13 protein-coding genes are annotated in these 19,752 nt (G+C 53.3%); 7 read left to right on the plus strand and 6 right to left on the minus strand.

The annotated features are described in order from the left end of the window. Positions 1-273: 273 nt before the first annotated feature. From J2I46_RS24300 to J2I46_RS24315, 4 genes are all read right to left on the minus strand, one after another. The gene (locus J2I46_RS24300) at positions 274-1,626 is read right to left on the minus strand and encodes a TldD/PmbA family protein (protein WP_207331671.1); all 1,353 of its coding nucleotides are present in this window, start codon (positions 1,624-1,626) and stop codon (positions 274-276) included. 122 nt (positions 1,627-1,748) lie between these two features. Next, positions 1,749-3,389 carry a TldD/PmbA family protein gene (locus tag J2I46_RS24305; RefSeq protein WP_207331672.1) on the minus strand — a complete coding sequence of 547 codons (1,641 nt, stop codon included), beginning with the start codon at positions 3,387-3,389 and terminating at the stop codon, positions 1,749-1,751. A gap of 125 nt (positions 3,390-3,514) precedes the next feature. Next, positions 3,515-4,846 (minus strand): TldD/PmbA family protein, encoded by a 1,332-nt coding sequence (locus J2I46_RS24310; protein WP_207331673.1) that lies wholly within the window; start codon positions 4,844-4,846, stop codon positions 3,515-3,517. Between the two features lie 110 nt (positions 4,847-4,956). Beyond that, positions 4,957-6,600, minus strand: coding sequence for a TldD/PmbA family protein (locus J2I46_RS24315; RefSeq protein WP_207331674.1), 1,644 nt, complete (start codon positions 6,598-6,600; stop codon positions 4,957-4,959). 226 nt (positions 6,601-6,826) lie between these two features. On the opposite strand from J2I46_RS24315, the gene J2I46_RS24320 reads away from it, so the two are divergent. Next, entirely contained in the window at positions 6,827-7,456 is a 630-nt protein-coding gene (locus J2I46_RS24320; protein ID WP_207331675.1) for a Uma2 family endonuclease, read from the plus strand. Between the two features lie 141 nt (positions 7,457-7,597). Continuing rightward, positions 7,598-7,840, plus strand: a complete 243-nt coding sequence (locus tag J2I46_RS24325) for an energy transducer TonB (RefSeq protein WP_207331676.1) — start codon at positions 7,598-7,600, stop codon at positions 7,838-7,840. A gap of 679 nt (positions 7,841-8,519) precedes the next feature. Here the strand turns inward: J2I46_RS24325 and J2I46_RS24335 are convergent. After that, the gene (locus J2I46_RS24335; RefSeq protein WP_207331677.1) at positions 8,520-9,857 is read right to left on the minus strand and encodes a sigma-54-dependent transcriptional regulator; all 1,338 of its coding nucleotides are present in this window, start codon (positions 9,855-9,857) and stop codon (positions 8,520-8,522) included. Between the two features lie 101 nt (positions 9,858-9,958). Continuing rightward, positions 9,959-10,354, minus strand: a complete 396-nt coding sequence (locus tag J2I46_RS24340; protein ID WP_207331678.1) for a hypothetical protein — start codon at positions 10,352-10,354, stop codon at positions 9,959-9,961. A gap of 490 nt (positions 10,355-10,844) precedes the next feature. Between J2I46_RS24340 and J2I46_RS24345 the strand changes: the two genes are divergently transcribed. The 5 genes from J2I46_RS24345 (at position 10,845) to J2I46_RS24365 (ending at position 19,633) form a co-directional block, all read left to right on the plus strand. Further along, complete coding sequence (locus tag J2I46_RS24345; protein ID WP_207331679.1) at positions 10,845-11,447, plus strand: RNA polymerase sigma factor; 603 nt, start codon at positions 10,845-10,847, stop codon at positions 11,445-11,447. Positions 11,448-11,568: 121 nt separating this feature from the next. Beyond that, the gene (locus J2I46_RS24350; RefSeq protein ID WP_207331680.1) at positions 11,569-12,666 is read left to right on the plus strand and encodes a FecR family protein; all 1,098 of its coding nucleotides are present in this window, start codon (positions 11,569-11,571) and stop codon (positions 12,664-12,666) included. A 192-nt stretch (positions 12,667-12,858) separates the two neighbouring features. Then, the gene (locus J2I46_RS24355; protein ID WP_207331681.1) at positions 12,859-16,170 is read left to right on the plus strand and encodes a TonB-dependent receptor; all 3,312 of its coding nucleotides are present in this window, start codon (positions 12,859-12,861) and stop codon (positions 16,168-16,170) included. A gap of 20 nt (positions 16,171-16,190) precedes the next feature. After that, on the plus strand, positions 16,191-17,834 hold the full coding sequence (locus J2I46_RS24360) for a RagB/SusD family nutrient uptake outer membrane protein (protein ID WP_207331682.1): 1,644 nt from the start codon (positions 16,191-16,193) through the stop codon (positions 17,832-17,834). A 122-nt stretch (positions 17,835-17,956) separates the two neighbouring features. Beyond that, on the plus strand, positions 17,957-19,633 hold the full coding sequence (locus J2I46_RS24365) for a glycoside hydrolase family 43 protein (protein ID WP_207331683.1): 1,677 nt from the start codon (positions 17,957-17,959) through the stop codon (positions 19,631-19,633). Positions 19,634-19,752: the final 119 nt, after the last annotated feature.

Here is a 19,752-nt window from a genome sequence, read left to right on the forward strand (position 1 = left end):
CACAAACGGCGGTTAGGGTACTGGTCATTGGATGGTTATCGAATAGTGCTTTGTTGTTCACGAGGCATAACTACCCAATGATTCCGTTATCGCTTGCTTGTGGTCATTGATAACGAAGTAGTCAACCAATTGCTGACGCCCAGCCCTTCGACAGGCTCAGGGTGACACTCCCACCCAAGTTCGTCATGAACATGCTTGTGTGAGTTGTCACCCTGAGCCTGTCGAAGGGCTGGGCGTCAGCAATTGGTTGGCTACTTGTCAAGCCTACCTGGACTATACTGCGTCTGAGAGACTGGTAAAGGTGAAGTCACGGATTTTCATCGGCGGAATCAGGTTGCCGCCGGCCCGAACAGGCTTGCCCAGGGCTTCGACGTTGTTAAGCATGATGACCGGACTTTCGTTGAAGCGGAAGTTCTTCACCGGGAATTTTATCTGCCCGTTCTCGATATAAAACGTCCCGTCTCGGGTCAGGCCGGTATAGAGCTGGGTTTGTGGGTCAACGGCACGAATGTACCAGAACCGCGTAACCAGAATACCCTTATCGGTGCTTTTGATCATCTCGGCCAGCGACTGATTGCCACCCAGCATGATGAATCCACCCGGTCCCGGAATAGGCTGCACACCTTTCTTTTCGGCCCAGAAGCGCGAATAAGCCAGGTTTTTCACGATGCCATTCTCGACCCAGGTACGTTTCTCCTGCGGTAGGCCATCATTGCCACCGCCGCCGAAACGGCCACCGCCCCCGCCGCCACCAAAGGGTGATTGTGGCAACTCGAGGTTCATCGGATCAGAGATGATGGTAACGCGCTCATCGAACAGTTTTTCACCCAGTCGGGTGCCGCCACCTTTCTTACTCATAAACGAGCGCCCTTCGTCGGCTGAGCGGGCGTCGACGCTCCGCATCATGTTTTGCAGCAGTTCAACCGAGGCCGTTGGCTCCAGAATAACCGTGTACTTACCCGGCTCTAGTGCCCGTGCGTTTACCGATGCCATGGCTTTCTGCATGGCAATTTCGGTTGAGGCACGGGTGCTGAGTTTACTAACGTCATTTACGTCGGGATTGGCGTAGCCAGAACCGGTACCATCGGCCGTGCGCACGGTAATCGAAAAGTCTACGCTGGTCGATTTGTTATAACCGAACAGGCCTTTGCTATTGCCAATGGCTGTGAAACCGGTGGTGTCTTCCATGTACCCGGCCGCCGTCAGGTTTTTCTTACGGCAGGGGTCAATGCTATCGAAGGCAGCCTGCGCCCGAAATTCCGGGTTGATGTTGGCCGTGCTCTGAGCAAACGTGCTCGTGTCCAGGTACTTTTGCGGTCCCAGCATCGGCATATACTCCGGGTTTTCGGGTGCCAGCCGGGCAATTTCCTCGGCCCGACGAACCGTCTTTTCCAGCGAAGCATCGTCGAACTCGTTGATGGTGGCCGTACCCGACTTTTTACCAAATACCGACGTTACCGAAAGACCCAGGCTGTCAGATTCACCACTGGTCGACACCGAGTTACGGGCGTACCGAATATTGCCCCGGCGTCCGCCCGACAGGCCCACACTCATCTCATCGGCCTTGGAATAGGCAAGTACCTTATCGATGATTTTTTTAGCTTCTTCTTTTGATAGGATGGCCATAAACAGTTTACTGTTTATAGTTTACAGTTTACAGTTTGCCGTTTACTGTTGCTTCGCTATGGCACGACACGTACCTAGAGCAGCGCAACAGTAAACGGCAAACTGTAAACTGTAAACTGTTTTTAGATTTTCCGAGCTGTATTGATCACGTTGACACCGCTGAAACGGGCTGTAGCGCTACCGTGCGACACGGCGCTGCTTTGGCTTGGTTGCCCTTTGCCATCGTTGAAGGCACCGCCCAGCCGGTAGTCGCTTTCGTCGCAGACTGCTACGCAGGAGTTCCAGAATTCGCGGGTGTTGGCCTGATAAGACACGTCTTTCAGCATACCGGCAATCTGACCGTCTTTGATCTCGTAGAATAACTGACCGCCAAACTGGAAGTTGTACCGCTGCTGATCGATCGAGAACGAGCCGTCGCCGATGATGTAGATGCCTTTCTTCACATCTTTAATCATCTGCTCGACAGAAAGCGGTGTTTTGCCCGGAGCCAGCGACACGTTGGCCATCCGTTGGAACTGTACCGAACTCCAGTTGTCGGCGTAGCAGCAACCCTGCGATTCTTTTTCGCCAATGATGTGCACCTGATCGCGAATGGCCTGGTAATTGACCAGTACACCATCTTTCACCAGATCCCATTTCTTGGTTTTTACGCCTTCATCGTCCCAGCCCACGGCCCCCAGCGAATTGGGCTGCACCTTATCGGCAAAGAAGTTGACCTGCTTGCTGCCGTACTGGAAATTCTTCGACTGCCATTTATCGAGCGTGGCGAAGGACGTACCTGCGTAGTTGGCTTCGTAGCCCAACACGCGGTCGAGTTCCAGCGGGTGCCCCACCGACTCGTGGATCGTCAGCCAGGTGTGCGATGGGTCGAGAACGAGGTCATATTTACCGGCCTCTACTGATTTAGCCGTTAGCTTTTCCTTCGCCTGTTTCGCCGCCAGCGTGATATCCTCCAGCATATCGTAACCCGTATTATAGCGTGTGGTTATACCGGTTACTTTGTCAGCCGGATTCACCTGCAAGTACTCGTAACCCATGCCCATTGGGGCGCTTAGCGAATTACGCGTCGAGAATTTACCACTTTGCGGGTCAACGGCGGTTACCGTAAAGCTGGGCCCTATGCGGTGAATATCCTGATCGGCGTAGGTGCCATCGGTCGAGGCGAAGTACTTCTGCTCATTAACCAGGAACATCACGTTGTTCACGAAGTTGGCGCCATTTTTCATGGCGGCGGCATTACAGGCCAGCAGCAATTCGACTTTTTCTTTCACGGGCACCTCAAAACCGTTTTGCTTGATGGGCGCTTTCCAGCTTACCTCGCCAAACCCTTTTTGCGGAGCCAGTTGTACGGGTTCGGTCAGCAGCCGGGCGTTGGCTTTGGCAATGGACACGGCCGTTTCAGCCGCTTTGGCCACCACTGATTCGTTGCGGGCGTCGCCTACCGATGCAAAACCCCAGCAGCCGTTGACAATGACACGAACTCCTACCCCGAACGATTCTGTATTGATAATGCCCTGCACTTTATTCTCGCGGGTCAGCACCGACTGATTGAGGTAGCGGCCAATCCGAACGTCGGCGTAAGTGGCACCTTTCGCTTTGGCCGCGTTGAGTGCCGCGTCGGCCAACCGTTTTTTCACGGCAATATCGAGGCCAGGTTCCAGCAGGGCTTCGGCTGATACCGAACGGGCAAAAGCTGGCATCGTGGGTGCCAACATGCCTACGGCACCCAGGCCCAGCATTTGGTTAAAATCGCGTCTATTCATGGAAGAAGGAATTTTTTAGTTTTCAGTTTACTGTTTGCTGTCTTCTGTTGCGCTGCTTAGTAGCAAATCGTTGCGTTATAGCAGAGCAACTGAAAACTGTAAACGGCAAACAGTAAACACCTTTTTTACACTGCGTCTGAAAGAGAAGTGAAGGTGAAGTCGCGGATCTTCATGGGGGGAACCAGGTTACCACCCATCCGAACCGGTTTGCCAAGGGCTTCGAGGTTATTGAGCATAATGATCGGACTTTCGTTGAAGCGGAAGTTCTTCACCGGGAATTTGATCTGCCCGTTCTCAATATAAAACGTCCCGTCGCGGGTCAGGCCGGTATAGAGAAGCGTCTGCGGATCGACCGGACGGATGTACCAGAACCGCGTAACCAGAATGCCTTTTTCCGTGCTTCTGATCATGTCGGCCAGCGACTGCGTACCACCTTCCATGATGAAGTTGCCACCGCCCGGCGTAGCGTGAACGCCCTTCTTTTCGGCCCAATAGCGCGAATACGGCATATTTTTTACCACGCCTTTCTCAATCCAGGTCACTTTTTCCTGCGGCCGACCGTCGCCACTGAACGCCCCGTTGGGTACGTCCAGATTCGTGGGATCAGAATAGATCGTTACGCGTTCGTCGAACAGTTTTTCGCCCAGTCGGGTGCCGCCGCCTTTCTTGCTCAAGAACGAACGTCCTTCGTCGGCCGAGCGGGCGTCCATCGACCGCACCATCGCGTTCAGCAGCGACGCATCGACGTTGGCCACCAGCGCCGCCGGTTCCAGAATAACCGTGTACTTCCCTGGCTCCAGGGCCCGGGCATTGGTCGAGGCCATGGCTTTCTGCATGGCGATTTCAGTGGCCTCGCGGGTGTTGAGCTTGCTCACGTCGGTTACGTCGCGGGTCGCGTACCCAGAGCCCGTACCATCAGCTGTACGCACGGTGACCGAGAATTCGACTGATGTTTCGCGGTTATAGGCCGACAATCCTTTGGTGTTGCCAATGGCGTTGAACCGGGTCGAATCTTCCATATACCCGGCCGCCGTCAGGTTTTTCTTCCGGCAGGGATCCACGCTGTCAAACGTCGCTTTGGCCCGGTAGTCGGGGTCCATGTTGGCCGTGCTTTTGGCGTACGGATCCGTTTTCAGGTACGTCTGCGGCCCCAGTAAAGGCATGTATTCGGGGTTTTCGGGTGCCAACCGGGCAACTTCCTCAGCCCGACGCACCGTCTTTTCCAGCGAGGCATCATCCAGTTCGTTGATGGTAGCCGTACCCGTTTTTTTGCCGAAAGACGCCGTTACGCCCAGCGATATATTCTCCGACTCACCGCTGGTCGACACCGCATTGCGGGCGTAGCGAATATTACCCCGGCGTCCACCCGACAAGCTCACGCTGAGGTCGTCGGCCTTGGAAAACGAGAGTACTTTATCAATAATTCGTTTTGCTTCTGCTTCTGTTAGAATAGCCATAACATTTCTGTTGGCTGTTTACAGTTTGCTGTTTACAGTTGCTTCGCTTCGGTACGTATCGTGCCATGGCGAAGCAACTGTAAACAGCAAACTGTAAACAGTAAACTTTTTTAGATTCTCCGTCCGGTATTGATTACGTTGACGCCGTTAAAGCGCGTGGTGGGTGAGCCGTGTGATACGGCGCTGACCTGCGAAGGCTGCCCTTTTCCGTCGAAGAACGAGCCGAACGTGCGGTAATCGTCTTTGTCGCAAAGTTGGGCGCAGGAGTTCCAGAACTCCTGCGTGTTGGCCTGATACGCCACGTCGTCGAGCATACCAACGATTTCGCCGTTCTTGATCTCGTAGAAGAGCTGACCGCCAAACTGGAAGTTATACCGCTGTTGATCAATGGAATACGACCCACGACCGATGATGTAAATGCCTTTATCGACACCTTTGATCATATCGATCACCGACCGTTTTTCGGTGCCGGGTTTTAACGATACATTCGGCATCCGCTGGAATTGTACCGAGTCCCAGTTGTCGGCATAGCAGCAACCGTTTGATTCTTTCCCGCCCAGAATAGCCACCTGATCGCGGATAGCCTGGTAATTGACCAGCACGCCGTTTTTGATCAAATCCCACTCCTTGGCCGGAACACCTTCATCATCGTAGCCAACCGTGCCCAGCGTGTACGGCTGTTTTTTGTCGGCCACAATGTTGACCAGGTCACTGCCGTATTTAAACGACTTGGTTTTCCATTTATCGAGCGTGGCGAAAGACGTACCTGCGTAGTTGGCTTCGTAGCCCAGCACCCGGTCAAGCTCCGTTGGGTGACCCACCGATTCGTGGATCGTCAGGCCGAGGTGGTTGGGATCGAGAACAAGGTCGTATTTACCCGCCGTAACGGTTTTGGCGGTCATCTTCTGTTTCGCCTGCTTGGCGGCCAGCGTCGCATCCTCAACGATGTCGTAGGAGTTACGGTAGCCGACGAGTCCGTTGGGACCAGGGATTTTCTCCGAGGCCAGCCCGTCCATGTATTCGTAGCCCATGCCCATCGGTGAGCTGAACGCGTCACGGGTTTTGAACTTCCCGGCGGCCCGGTCCACGGCCGTTACCGTAAACGTTGGCCAGATCCGGTGAATATCCTGATCGATGTACGACCCGTCTGTCGACGCGAAATATTTCTGCTCATTGATCATGAACAGGTTCGACGTCACAAAACCAGCGCCGTTGTCCATGGCGGCGGCGTTCGTTTTCAGCAGCAGATCGATTTTGTCTTTAACCGGAATCTCGAACGCGTTTTTGACGATCGGCGTTTTCCACGACACCTCGCCAACGCCTTTTTGCGGGGCCAATACTACCGGCTCACTCTGAAGCTTGGCATTTGCTTTAGCAATAGCTACGGCTGTTTCGGCGCATTTGGCAATACCGGCGGGCGTTACGTCGCTGGTGGCCGCAAAGCCCCAGGTTCCGTTGGCAATCACCCGAATACCCACACCAAACGATTCGGCGTTGCTGATATTCTGTACCTGCTTCTCGCGGGTGAACACGTACTGTTGCAGGTAGCGCCCAATGCGAACGTCGGTGTATGAGGCCCCTTTACTCCTGGCAGCGTTGAGCGCAATGTCGGCCAGTCGTTTTTTGGTAGCCACATCCACGCCGGGTTCAAGCAGCCGTTCTACCGATACCGTATTCCCGTAAACGGGCACGCCACCGACCAGCAGCCCCCCAACACCCAGTCCAGACAAGTTGATGAAGTTACGTCTATTCATATAATGAAGATAATATTGGATTATTGGGCAAACGCGCTAAAAAGCAGCACAATCTACTGCCTACACGCGCTACAGACAACTTTTTGTGACGAATGGCCGTATAAAAAAGGCATATAACAAAAAGAGGCGGCGTGTGCGGCACACACCTGTATAGTGGAACGCTAGTGTCTTTTGCTCAACTCATCAATTCTCACTAACTTGATTACTCATTCAACAAGAGGAATGTATGACTGCGATTGCCGACAAACAGACACGTACCCAACCGCGCCGCTCATCAAAGCGCAACGTACCTGCTGCGCTTATCTACGAGCAGTGGGTAGGGAAGCCTGTCTATTACAAAGGCTACCGCGATGTGCTGGCGGGGAAGAAGACCATCGAAGAAGTTATGTCATGCTCCGATTTACAGGGCGTCTTGGTAGCGCTGCTAACCGGTTATTTGTATGGTCAGATTGACCGTAAGCAATATCTCTTAGCCACGAATGAAATTGGCTTACATCTCGCTTTAAATGACAACCTCTGTAACGATGTCGTTATTTATGAGAAGGCAAAAATGGACAAACTACGTGGAAAGTACTTCGACATTCCACCCAAAATTGTCATTGAAGTAGACATCAAGGCTGATGTATCTGGGTTTGAGAACGGGGCTGATGGGTACGTCATGCAGAAAGCCCGAAAATTGCTCGACTTCGGCGTCGAACGGATCTTCTGGATTATCACGAGCATGCAAAAAGTCTACGTTATTGACCGCAACGACCCCACCTGGCACATCGTCGACTGGTCAACGTCTATTTCTGTTCTGGATGACTGCCCACTCAACATCAAGCAGTTGCTGGACGAGGAGGAGATTGAGTATTAACTCCCTTGTAAGTGCCAGGCTACGGCTGGCTTTACTGATTCTGTTACTCTCTGTAAGCATGCATGGCCAGTGTGCGCATGTACAAAATAGAGTATACACAGTCGTGAAAAGAACCCTGAATTTCCGGGTGGGCAAGCAGCGATGTATGCCTGGCTCGGTAGCAATCTGCGTTTTCCAGAACGCCCCTATGAGTATGTTGGAAAGATGGTTATTGGCTTCACGGTGAGCCAAACAGGGCATGTGCGTGATATTGATCTTGTACGACTACAGGCAGCCAGCAAACGTTACGTCATCTCAGTGTTCAAAAGAATGCCGCGCTGGAAACCCGGTTTCCATAAAGGGAAGCCTGTCATCGTGCGCTATTACTTACCCATAAACATTTAACGTGAGTAGCGTATAACTTACCACATCAATCGATCTACACCCATTTCTAACCCTAAAACCGGATCTTGCAGCAGGCCGTTTGGGTACGTTAGCTGAGTGCCATCTGGTAATAGAATCTGAACGAGATGAAGCAATGGAACAATGAGCTACACTGCTTTTACACCAGCCGGAAAGTAGACCTTGAATGCTTTGTTTGTCAGTTAGGTCAGATAAACCCTGTTTGGGAGACAGTACTTCAACGGCAATTAAAGGCGGCTGGGTAAAGTAGATTATATGGTTGAACCAGTCGTTCCCGATTTTAGCGTAGATGGGTATGTCAGGCTTGCATTTACTTGTTGATCATTCTAATTCCAGTTCTGGGAGAACATCATACTCAGTATCACATCAGTCAAGAGCAACGCATATCCGGCCAATCAGTTTTGAATGATTTACAGATTGCAGCGGCGAACCGATTACATCTTCAGATTGAAACTTCTCAGTTAGGTCAACAACAGGTGTTTCCATAGCACGAGGTGAGTTTTACCGAAGATACCCGAAAGCCTAAAATCGATTCACCATCCTTGAAGATTGTACACTGACTGTAGAATTTTCAAGGATAACTGCTGACAGCGAGTAAAACGTATAGCGTCATTCGGCTCAACAACGTACTATCCTGTCGGCGTACTACATCTGGCCTGACTCACCCGTCAATGCCGTACTCCTGAATCTTGCGATAAAGGGTTGTCAGTCCGATGCCGAGGAGGCGGGCGGCTTCGGGTTTCTGACCGTTGGTGTGGCGAAGAACGTACCTAATGTGCTGTTTTTCAACCGTGGCCAGATCGAATGTACCTACCGACGAGGTTCCGCCCGTTTGCAGATCGAAGGGCAGGGTGTCGGGCATTAGTTCGGTCGTGTCAGATAGGATCACGGCGCGCTCGATCACGTTTTTCAGCTCGCGGATGTTGCCCTTCCAGGTATGTTGCCGGAGCTTCTGCACAAAGGCAGGGCTGAGTTGTAGCGCGCGTTTGCCCACTTTGGCACCTACTTGCCGGGCAAATTGAGCGGCCAGTTCGGCAATGTCCTGCGGGCGGTCGCGGAGGGGTGGCAGTTCGATGGTGAACACCGAGAGGCGGTAATACAGGTCGAGGCGAAACTGGCCGGCCGCGGCTTCCTGTTCCAGGCTCCGGTTGGTGGCGGCAATGACCCGCACATCGGTTTTAGTGGGCTTGGTATCGCCTACGCGCAAAAACTCGTGGGTTTCCAGCACGCGCAGCAGTTTAGCCTGCAGATCGAGCGGCATTTCGCCAATTTCGTCCAGGAAAATGGTGCCTTTGTTAGCTTCGGCAAACAGCCCTTTCTGGTCGCGGCTGGCCCCGGTAAATGCCCCGGCACGATGGCCAAACAGTTCACTTTCCAGAATATCCTTCCCCAGCGCGCCGCAGTTGATGGCCACGAACGTACCTGAGCGGCGCAGACTGGCCCCATGAATCGCCTGCGCAAATACTTCCTTCCCGGTGCCGGTTTCGCCCGTCAGCAGAACGGTGGTGTCAGTCACGGCCACGCGTTGCGCCAATGAAATCGCCTGTTTAATGGCAGCAGATGTACCTATGATCCTGGCGAAGTCGGTTCGTTCGCTAATCTGCGCCTCCAGCTGACGTACCCGGAACTGCAGTTGCGCTTTCTCGACCGCCCGGCTCACCAGCGGAATGATCCGGTCGTTGTCATCGCCTTTGGTGATGTAGTCGAAGGCACCGTTTTTGATGGCCGTCACCCCGTCGGCAATGGTCCCGTAGGCGGTTAGCACGATGATTTCGGTGGCGGGGTAAAGTTGCTTGATCTGCGCGGCCAGTTCTATGCCGTTTCTATCGGGCAATTTTACATCGCTCAGTACCACGTGAACCTCTTCCCGTTCCAGTATTTTCAGCCCTGATCGGGCGTTTTCGGCCTCCAGCACCGTGTAGCCTTCAAGGCTCAGGATCCGGGCCAGCAAGCCGCGAAGCCGGGCTTCATCGTCAATAATCAGGAGAGTAGCGGGCATAGGACAAACGCTGAAGGCAATGCCAAAATTGAATTAAAAAAGCCGTGCCCACTAACGATGGGCACGGCTTTTTATAAAAAACCGGGTGATCGGCCGTCTGGTCAGTCACCAATGGTAGCATCATCAGCCCGTTTTTTGGCCCGTTTCCGGGCTATTGTACTATCCTGGCTCGCATTAATTGATGGCTTCTGCATCTTGTAATTACGGTTGGCCAGTTCTTCGTTCAGCGTATGCGGCACCGTTACCCCGCCAACCGGTGGCTGACCTGGCACCTGCGTTTTATAGTTGGCCAGGCGGCTGTCCTGCATCGAAGGCGTCTGCACGGTTACGCCCTCTTTGCTTTCCCAGTTCCGGGCTGTTACCGCCTTGTTCGGGTGTTTGTAATTGTGTGTCGAATAGGTTGGATCCTTGCGAAGCTTCGAATCATCCTGCGCCCTGGTGGGGGCAGAACAGGCCAACAGGCCGAGGCCTATCAGCAGGGTGGATATCGATTTCATGACGTTCTGTGGTTTTGTTGACGACAAACTTAGTTTGTCTTGTTTCACTTAAAAACACCCGGTAGAACCACTCTGTTTCAGCACCCAATCCTACTATTTTACCTCGTTTTGTTTATATTGTAATAGGCCGACATTCGTTCTCCTTTTTGCGATAACACTATATAATCCAATACTCATTACGCATTTTTACCGAATAAAATTTCCTCATTAGAATTTGCTTAGAAAGCTCACCTTTTGCCTGTTGGGTGTTCGAACCGGGTGTTGTTTAATCGTATCATTTACTTGTGCAGTGCCCTCGAATTCGGCTAGCTTTGTTAGATAAACAGGCAAAGTGATTCGTCCTGGTTTACTTGATAACCTGTCGTATACCCTTCATTTTACTAAATCATACGCTATTGTTTGCTTACCATAAGCCATTTTTTCCTTAAAAAAGTACCATCATCTTGTATATTGAAGCGTAAGCTTAACTGGTAACCATTCTTGACAGTCGATGTCGACCGATAAACTCAACACTAACGTAGACGATTGCCAGCTATGGAACGATTTCCGGGCAGGCGACCGGGTTGCGTTTGCCCAGTTATACGAGCGATATGTAACGGTGCTGTACAATTATGGCTTTCACATGGTTACCGATTCAGATTTGGTAGAGGATGCCATTCAGGAACTGTTCATTGACTTATGGCGGCTCAGAACAACCCTGTCTCCAACAACTTCCGTTAAATTTTACCTTTACCGGGCTATGCGCCGCCGAATCCGTGTAAGTATCGACGCACAACAGCATATGGTGCCCGTCAATGATATGTTTGCGACGGCAGCGCTCCCTTTAACTCCTCCCTGTGAGGCCGAATACATTCTGCAGGAACAGCAGGAATTGGATCTGCAACGCCTGCATCAGGTCTTGCCGCAGTTACCGCCCCGCCAATATGAAGTGATTCGCCTTCGTTTCTTCGACAATTTTTCCTGGGATGAAATTGCGGCCATCATGCAGATGAATGAGCAATCGGTCCGAAACCTGGTTCAGCGGGCTATCAGGAAGCTGCGCGAACTGTTCGGGATACTGTTCATGATTGCCTTGTGGGCTATTCTCAGTTGACACTATACGATGAATTTATTTTCATCGGAAGTGAGTTAAAACCAATTTTTCCCCCTTTAGTACTATCAAACCGCCGAAAAGGCATCCAACTTCCTGATGCAGCAGGGCGGATTTGATACGGATGAACTACGAAAATTACGAAGCTGACGAGTTTTTGCTCGACAGCCAGTTCGTTGATTGGGTCAAGACAGGACAGCACGATGCATTCTGGCAGGAGTTCCTGCATCTCCACCCTGCTCAACGTCCCACGGTCGATCAGGCCAGAGCAATCATACAGGCCACAGCTACCCTACCGTTGATCGCGCCTACAGGCGAACAGATTCGGCAGATGTGGCAAACGGTTGAGCAGTCGATTCAAGAGCAGCCTACCGAACCGATCATAAAACCACTTTGGTCGGCACGTACCTGGCTTTACTGGGCGGCGGCATCGGTCATCCTCCTCGTAATCGGCACGGTGTGGTACACCAGTCAGCCAACCTCAGTCACGTATAGTCAGCTCGTTACGCAGTCGGCGGTAGCCTTGCAGGAGGTGGTGAATACAGGCACGACGCCCAAACTGGTCAGGCTACCCGATGGCAGCACAGTTCGACTCGAGACCAACAGCCGCCTGAGCTACCCGGCTTCGTTCACCGCATTGGCCCGGCGGGAAGTCTATCTGTCTGGGAAAGCTTATTTCGACGTGGCCCGCAATGCCAAACAACCGTTTCTGGTCTATGCCAATGAGTTGATCACGAAAGTGCTGGGCACCAGTTTTACCATCGATGCCCCCGAAGGCAATCAGCGTATAACGGTCGACGTGCGAACGGGTCGGGTTGCGGTATTCACGCAGTATGACCCCCAGATTACCGAAAAACAGACTAATCAGCTAGTGTCGGGTCTAGTGGTCACGGCCAATCAGCACATTACGTTCAGCCGCGAAACGAAGCAGCTGGCTAAATCGCTGGTCGACCAGCCGGCTTTGCTGCCAACGGTACCTCCCACTACTTCTTTCGATTTCGATGAAACGCCGGCACCTGTCATCTTCAACGCGCTCGAAAAGGCCTACGGCGTAGAGATCGTCTACGATGCCGAGCTGCTGAGCAATTGTCGCCTCACCGCCTCGCTGACCAACGAGTCCCTGTTCGATAAGGTCCGACTGGTCTGTCAGGGTCTCGATGCGACCTACGAAGTCATTGACACGCGAATTATTATTTCCGCCAAAGGCTGTAGTACTCCTTAACCTTTAACCCCGTTCACGCCGATGAGACTTCCCTCAGGATAAACCGAAAAAGGCCAGCCATGCGCCACACAGCTGACCTTTCCCCGATTACCTCCCTACACGATTGCCATCGTTTTAGCCAACTCCGGACAGAGACTGGCTGGGAGATTTTTGCCTTCCGTTGAATAGCACCCCAAAAGACACATTAAAACTATGAAAAAAACACTACGATCCGATTCGTTCGTGGTCCAGCTTATGCGCATATCCATTACCCAGCTCTTGCTGCTTATACTGGGGGTGAGTTTTGCTCTGGCACATGATGGACGTGCCCAGGAATTGCTTCACCAGCCCGTATCGATTCAGGTTCATGAGCAAAGCCTGAAGAAAGTTTTTCAACTGATTGAAAAGCAGACAGCCGTTAAATTTCTGTACCGGGCCGACCTGATTCAGAACAGCCACCCCGTTACGTTATCGGTTACCGGAAAGTCGCTGAATGAGGTGCTGGAAAGTATTCTACAACCCAATCAGCTGACCTACAACCTCTCTGACCGACAGATCATCCTGTCACGGATCAGCAAGGCGAACGTACCCAGGGTGCAGGGCGCGCTGAGCGCACCCACCAGCGAACTGATCGACCAGGTGATCACGGGCAAGGTCACCGACGAAAAAAACGTTGGGCTGCCGGGGGTGAGCGTCGTGCTCAGAGGCTCAAACCGGGGGGCCACCACCGATGCTAATGGCGTGTATAAACTGACGGTTCCCGACGGTGACAATGTCTTGCTCACGTTCTCGTTTGTCGGGTATCAGAGCCAGGAAGTAACGGTTGGCAGCCGAACTACGCTTAATATTTCCATGATTCCCGACGTCAGCGCGCTCGATGAAGTGGTGGTAATTGGCTACGGTGCCGTTCGCAAAAAAGACCTGACCGGTTCGGTAGTGCAGCTGAAAAGCGAGCAACTGAAAGAAGTACCAACGGCCAACGTATTGGAAGCCGCACAAGGTAAAATTGCCGGAGCCGACATTACCCGCAGCAGCGGTCAGGCAGGTGCACGCGTCAACATCTCGATCCGCGGTAACCGCTCAATTGGCGGCAACAACTCGCCCCTGATCATTGTAGACGGTATTCAGTACAGCAACCTGGAAGACATCAATGCCAACGACATTGAAACGATGGATGTCTTGAAAGATGCTTCCTCGATTGCCATTTACGGCTCGCGCGGGGCTAACGGGGTTATCCTGATCACAACCAAGAAAGGCAAGACAGGCAAACCCGATATTTCGTTCAACGCCTATTCGGGCATATCGCAGGTGACGATGTATCCCAAAGCAATGGACATCAACGCCTTCCGCGATTTCAAACGGGAAGCCTGGCGCGCAGCCGGTGTCTGGAAAAGCCCTGCCGATGACCCGGCGATCTTTACCAATGTAGCCGAATACAATGCCCTGCAAAACAACATATGGACCGATTATCAGGACGCCCTGATTCACAACGGCCTGCAACAGGATTACCAGGTAGGCATCCGGGCAGGTACCGACCGTCTGAAATCGTACGTATCGGTTGATTATTACAACGAGAAAGGCATCTTGAAACTCGATGAACTGAGCCGGTACACCGGTCGACTGAACGTTGACTACACTATTAACGACTGGATGAAAGTGGGCCTGCAAAGCCAGCTGACCTATTACAACCAGAGCGTACGCCGCGACCCGCTCAACCAGGCGAACAAGATCAGTCCGCTGGGTTCGCTGTACGATGCTAATGGTAACTTCAACTACATCATGCTGGATGGGCAAACGGCCAATCCTCTCTCTGATGAGCAGCCCAACGTGTTTAAAAACCAGGTATTGACCACGCGTATGCTGACCAACGGGTATCTGGAACTCACACCGTTTAAAGGCTTCACGGCCCGCACAACGCTGGGGGTTAACCTGGCCTCGGTACGCGATGGAGCCTATTCGTCACCCAAATCAATTGATCGCTCCCTGACGGGCAAGTCACTGGCCACGTATAATACCAGCAACAGCCGGAGCATCAACTGGGAAAACGTACTGACCTATCAGCGGACTATCGGCCAGCACGCCTTCACCCTGACGGGTATTGCCAGCTACCTCGACAACTCGTCTGACAATGCCTCGGCCTCGGGCGTGAATCAGTTGTTACCAGCACAGTTGTTCTACTCGATCGGTAGCGCTACCGAAGAGATCAAAATCAACTCGGCCTACGCCCAGAACGACCTCGTTTCGTTTGCCGGTCGCCTGAACTACAGCTTCCGCGATCGGTATCTGGTTACGCTGACTGCCCGTGAAGATGGTTCGTCGAAGCTGGCCGTCGGCAACAAATGGACGTTTTTTCCCTCGGCAGCCGTTGCCTGGCGGTTGATTGAAGAGCCGTTCATGCAGAACATCAAAGGGCTGAGCGATCTGAAAATCCGGGCCAGCTACGGGGTTGCCGGTAATGACCCCTCTGGCCCATACGCCACCCAAACCACGCTCACCCGGATTGCCTTCGGGTATGATGAAGTAGCTGCCCCCGCCTATACGTTCTCCCGCAATGTGGGCAACGCGGCCCTGGGCTGGGAACTCTCGAACACCAAAAACCTGGGTCTCGATATCGGCCTGTTCAACGGTCGGGTCAACGCATCTATCGATTATTATGACACCCGTACCTCTGACCTGCTGCTCGACCGGGGCCTTCCGCCAACGACGGGGGTGACCACCGTGAAGCAGAACATTGGCAAAACTCGCAACCGCGGTCTGGAGATGTCGATCGGCACAACCAACATCAAAACCCAGCAACTAAGCTGGACCAGCAACCTGACCTTCAGCCGCAATAAAGAAGAGATCACCGAACTGGTTACCGGGGGCAACGACATTGGCAATGGCTGGTTCATCGGGCAACCCATCAGCGTATTCTACGACTACGAAAAGCTGGGCATTTGGCAGACGTCGGAGGCTGACCTGGCGGCTAAACTGTCGCCCACGCAACTACCGGGCGAAATAAAGGTGCGCGATCAGAATAACGATGGCAAGATCGACGCCGTTAACGACCGGATCATTCTGGGTACGCCCCGCCCGAAGTGGAGCGGCGGTTTTGATAACACTATCAAGTACAAAGGGTTCGATCTGAACGTGTTTCTCTACGCACGGGTCGGGCAAACGATCAACTCCGACCGGTCGGCTCGTTTCGATCAGCAGGGTGTTGGCAACAGCACCGCCGGCCTGGATTACTGGACCCCTGAAAATCCAACAAACGCCTATCCCCGTCCGAACAAGAATGGTGGCCTGAAATACCTGTCGACCCTGGGCTATCAGGACGGCACCTATGCCCGGATCAGGAACATTACGCTGGCCTATAACTTGCCGGCAGGGTTACTGCGGTCGAAGATTATCCGGAGCGTTCGGCTCTATGCAACAGGTAAGAACCTGTTCACTTTCACCAAGCTGAATTATGACCCGGAGCGGGGTGGTTCCGAGAACTTCCCCATGACCAAGCTCTACGTCTTTGGCCTGAACCTTTCTCTCTAACCCCAACGCCTGACTCTATCATGAACGCATTTCTTAAAAAATCGGGGTTGCTGACTTTATTGCTGCTGACCCTCGGCGCCTGTAAAGACACGCTGGAAGAATACAACCCCAGCGGCCTGACCGCCGAAACAGTGTACACCACACCCGAGGGCTTCGAAACCCTCGTCAATGCTGCCTATACCTACCAACGCTGGTGGTATGGCAAAGAGGAAGGCTACAACATCGCCGAAACCGGCACCGACATCTGGACCAGCGGCTCAGGCGAGGTGTATCGCGACCTGACCCAGTACCTGAACCTCCAGGGCAGCAACGGCGCGTTGAGCAACGAATGGCGGGAGTTCTACGCTGCTGTCAACCTGTGCAATGGCGGTATTGCCCGAATCGACAAAGCGGGGCTGTCGGCCACACTACGACCCATCCGCGAAGGCGAATTACGCTTCCTGCGTGCCTTTTATTACTGGCATATCGTTGAAACCTGGGGCGGTGTTCACTTCACCACGCAGGAGACAAACGGCATTGTGGCTACGGCTAACCGCACACCCGTTGAAACGTTTTACAATCAGATTTTTGAGGACCTGAAACTGGCCGTAGCCAACCTGCCCGTTACCCAGCCGCAATACGGCAAAGTAACCAAGGGTGCCGCCCAGGCTTTTCTGGCGCGGATGTACCTGACGCGGGGACTCTACAAAGAGGCGCTGGATATGGCGCAGGCGGTTATTACCAGCAATACCTACAAGCTGGAAACAAACTACGCCGACCTCTGGAAAATGAGCAATCTGAAGACGAAGGAAGCCATCTACGTTGTCGATTACTCGACCAACCTGGCGTTGAACGACCTGGCCAACAGCACATTCAACCCATACGGACATGGTCGGGGAAGCAACAATGGCCATCTGCTATTCCTGATGAAGTATGATGACCGGCCCGGTATGACCCGCGACATCCTGAACGGACGGCCCTTTAACCGCTACATGCCTACCCGTTTCCTACTCGACCTGTACAGTGATGATGACGCCCGCTACGAAGGCTCGTTTAACCAGGTGTGGCTGGCTAATTCAACGTCACGCCCGGCGGGTATGGCCCTTGGCGACACGGCCGTTTACTGCACAAAAAAGGAGATCCCCGACGCCTTTGAGGCAACCCGAAAATACCAGACCTATGACCGTAGCAAAATATACAATGCCAACGGCACCGTGAAAGATAACCTGCGTTACCCCAGCCTGTCGAAGTTCATGGACCCAACACGCGCCAGTTTAAACGAAGCCCAGAGTGCCCGCGATGTGTTTGTTATCCGGCTGGCCGAGGTCTACCTGATTGCCGCCGAAGCGCAGCTAAAGCTAGGCAATGCACAGGCTGCTGCCGACTACGTTAACGTACTGCGTACCCGCGCCGCCAAACCCGGCAAAGCCGCCGCCATGCAAGTAACCGCCGCCCAGATGACAATCGACTTCATGCTCGACGAACGCGCTCGCGAACTGGCGGGTGAACAGCTCCGCTGGTTCGATCTGAAACGGACAGGGAAGCTATTGGAACGTATCCGGGCGAACAGCCCCGACAATACGATGAACCTGCAGGATTACCACGTGTTGCGCCCCATTCCACAAACCCAGCTCGACGCCATCACAAACAAGTCGGAATTTACCCAGAATCAGGGGTATCAATAGCTGTATCGAGTCTACTACGTATAACCTGGCTTGTCTACACCATTTACTTGCGGGTGTGGACAAGCCAGTCTATTTTCAATGGATACCTGTCTGATACCTTCATCTCCCGAAATTACACTCCAATGACGTACCCGATCCTTACGCTTATTGCCGCTTTTGCCAGTGTGTCGGCACTGGCCCAACCTACCCGCTTGCAGCCCGTTGCCCGCCCGGCAGCGGCTCTTTCCAGCGTTTGGGTGTCGGACCTGGGCAATGGCACCTACAAAAACCCGGTGCTGAATGCCGACTATTCAGACCCTGACGCCTGCCGGGTAGGCGATGACTTTTATATGGTCGCCTCCAGTTTCGATGCTATTCCCGGCCTTCCCATTCTGCACTCGAAGGATCTGGTGAACTGGACGCTCATTGGCCACGCCCTGAAACGGCAGCCACCCATCGAGCATTTCGAGAAAACACAGCACGGCAACGGCGTTTGGGCACCCGCCATCCGCTATCATAACAATGAGTTCTACCTATACTACCCCGACCCCGACTTTGGCATTTACCTGACCAAAGCCACCAACCCGGCGGGCCCCTGGTCGGAACCGGTACTGGTCGAAGGCGGCAAAGGACTGATCGACCCCTGCCCCTTCTGGGACGACAACGGGCAGGTTTATCTGGCACACGGCTGGGCGGGTAGCCGGGCGGGTATCAAAAGTATTCTGACCATCAAAAAGCTGAGTACCGATGGCCAAAAGGTGCTCGACGAGGGGGTAATCGTGTACGACGGCCACGAAACCGACCCAACCATCGAAGGCCCCAAGATGTATAAGCGCAACGGCTACTACTACCTGTTTGCGCCCGCCGGTGGCGTATCGACGGGCTGGCAGTTGGTGTTGCGGTCGAAAAACGTGTACGGTCCCTACGAACGAAAAGTGGTGATGGATCAGGGCAAAACTCCGATCAATGGGCCGCATCAGGGTGCCTGGGTAACCACCAATCCAGCGAAGGGGAAACCAGCCGAAGATTGGTTTCTACATTTTCAGGACAAAGAAGCCTACGGCCGCGTGGTGCATCTGCAACCGATGAAGTGGGTCAACGACTGGCCCGTTATCGGGGTAGATGCCGACGGCGATGGCAAAGGCGAACCCGTGCTGACCTACCGAAAACCCGCCGTTGGCCGGACGTACCCACTAGCCACTCCGCCCGAATCCGATGAGTTCAACGTATCCACGCTGGGATTGCAATGGCAGTGGCAGGCAAATCCAAAAGGCGTGTGGCATACCACCAGCAAGCAGGGCTTTCTGCGGCTCTATTCGTACCAGGTGCCCGACGAGGCGAAGAACTATTGGGACGTACCCAACCTGCTGCTACAGAAGTTTCCGTCCGAAACATTTATGGCAACCACCAAATTCACGTTTACCCCCAACCCGAAGCTGGTGAATGAAAAAGCAGGGCTACTCATCATGGGTCTGAGCTACGCCAGCCTGTCGCTGAAGAGTCAGAAAGACGGAGTGTCGCTGGTATATGCTGTCTGTAAAAAAGCGTCGGATGGGAAAGCGGAGAACGAATCGGTGATCACGAACGTACCCAATGGCGCAACGGTCTATGTCCGCGTGCAGGTATCAGAAGGAGCCAAATGCCAGTTTAGCTATAGCCTCGACGGAACATCGTTCATCAAAGCAGGCGACGTCTTTCAGGCCGAAGTGGGCCGCTGGATTGGTGCCAAAATGGGCCTTTTCTGTACCCGTGCCACCCAGATCAACGATTCGGGCTACGCCGACTTCGACTGGTTCCGGGTAGAGCCAGTGGCAAACTGATGGTCAGGCGGCAACGACAGTAGACTCGGGTTCGGGCTGCCTTAGGCTACTCAGTACCTGACAGGCAACGTTCAGCGGAGCCATCACCTGCTTTCTATGTCAACCAACTCACCACGCTG

The organism is Fibrella forsythiae, assembly GCF_017353175.1.
Lineage (GTDB): Bacteria > Bacteroidota > Bacteroidia > Cytophagales > Spirosomataceae > Fibrella > Fibrella forsythiae.

Coding starts and splice junctions, on each gene's coding strand:
- J2I46_RS24310 (WP_207331673.1), bottom strand. CDS start 4,846: ATGGCTATTCTAACAGAAGCAGAAGCAAAACGAATTATTGATAAAGTA.
- J2I46_RS24345 (WP_207331679.1), top strand. CDS start 10,845: ATGTCGACCGATAAACTCAACACTAACGTAGACGATTGCCAGCTATGG.
- J2I46_RS24355 (WP_207331681.1), top strand. CDS start 12,859: ATGAAAAAAACACTACGATCCGATTCGTTCGTGGTCCAGCTTATGCGC.
- J2I46_RS24340 (WP_207331678.1), bottom strand. CDS start 10,354: ATGAAATCGATATCCACCCTGCTGATAGGCCTCGGCCTGTTGGCCTGT.
- J2I46_RS24365 (WP_207331683.1), top strand. CDS start 17,957: ATGACGTACCCGATCCTTACGCTTATTGCCGCTTTTGCCAGTGTGTCG.
- J2I46_RS24350 (WP_207331680.1), top strand. CDS start 11,569: ATGAACTACGAAAATTACGAAGCTGACGAGTTTTTGCTCGACAGCCAG.
- J2I46_RS24320 (WP_207331675.1), top strand. CDS start 6,827: ATGACTGCGATTGCCGACAAACAGACACGTACCCAACCGCGCCGCTCA.
- J2I46_RS24300 (WP_207331671.1), bottom strand. CDS start 1,626: ATGGCCATCCTATCAAAAGAAGAAGCTAAAAAAATCATCGATAAGGTA.
- J2I46_RS24360 (WP_207331682.1), top strand. CDS start 16,191: ATGAACGCATTTCTTAAAAAATCGGGGTTGCTGACTTTATTGCTGCTG.
- J2I46_RS24325 (WP_207331676.1), top strand. CDS start 7,598: ATGTATGCCTGGCTCGGTAGCAATCTGCGTTTTCCAGAACGCCCCTAT.
- J2I46_RS24315 (WP_207331674.1), bottom strand. CDS start 6,600: ATGAATAGACGTAACTTCATCAACTTGTCTGGACTGGGTGTTGGGGGG.
- J2I46_RS24335 (WP_207331677.1), bottom strand. CDS start 9,857: ATGCCCGCTACTCTCCTGATTATTGACGATGAAGCCCGGCTTCGCGGC.
- J2I46_RS24305 (WP_207331672.1), bottom strand. CDS start 3,389: ATGAATAGACGCGATTTTAACCAAATGCTGGGCCTGGGTGCCGTAGGC.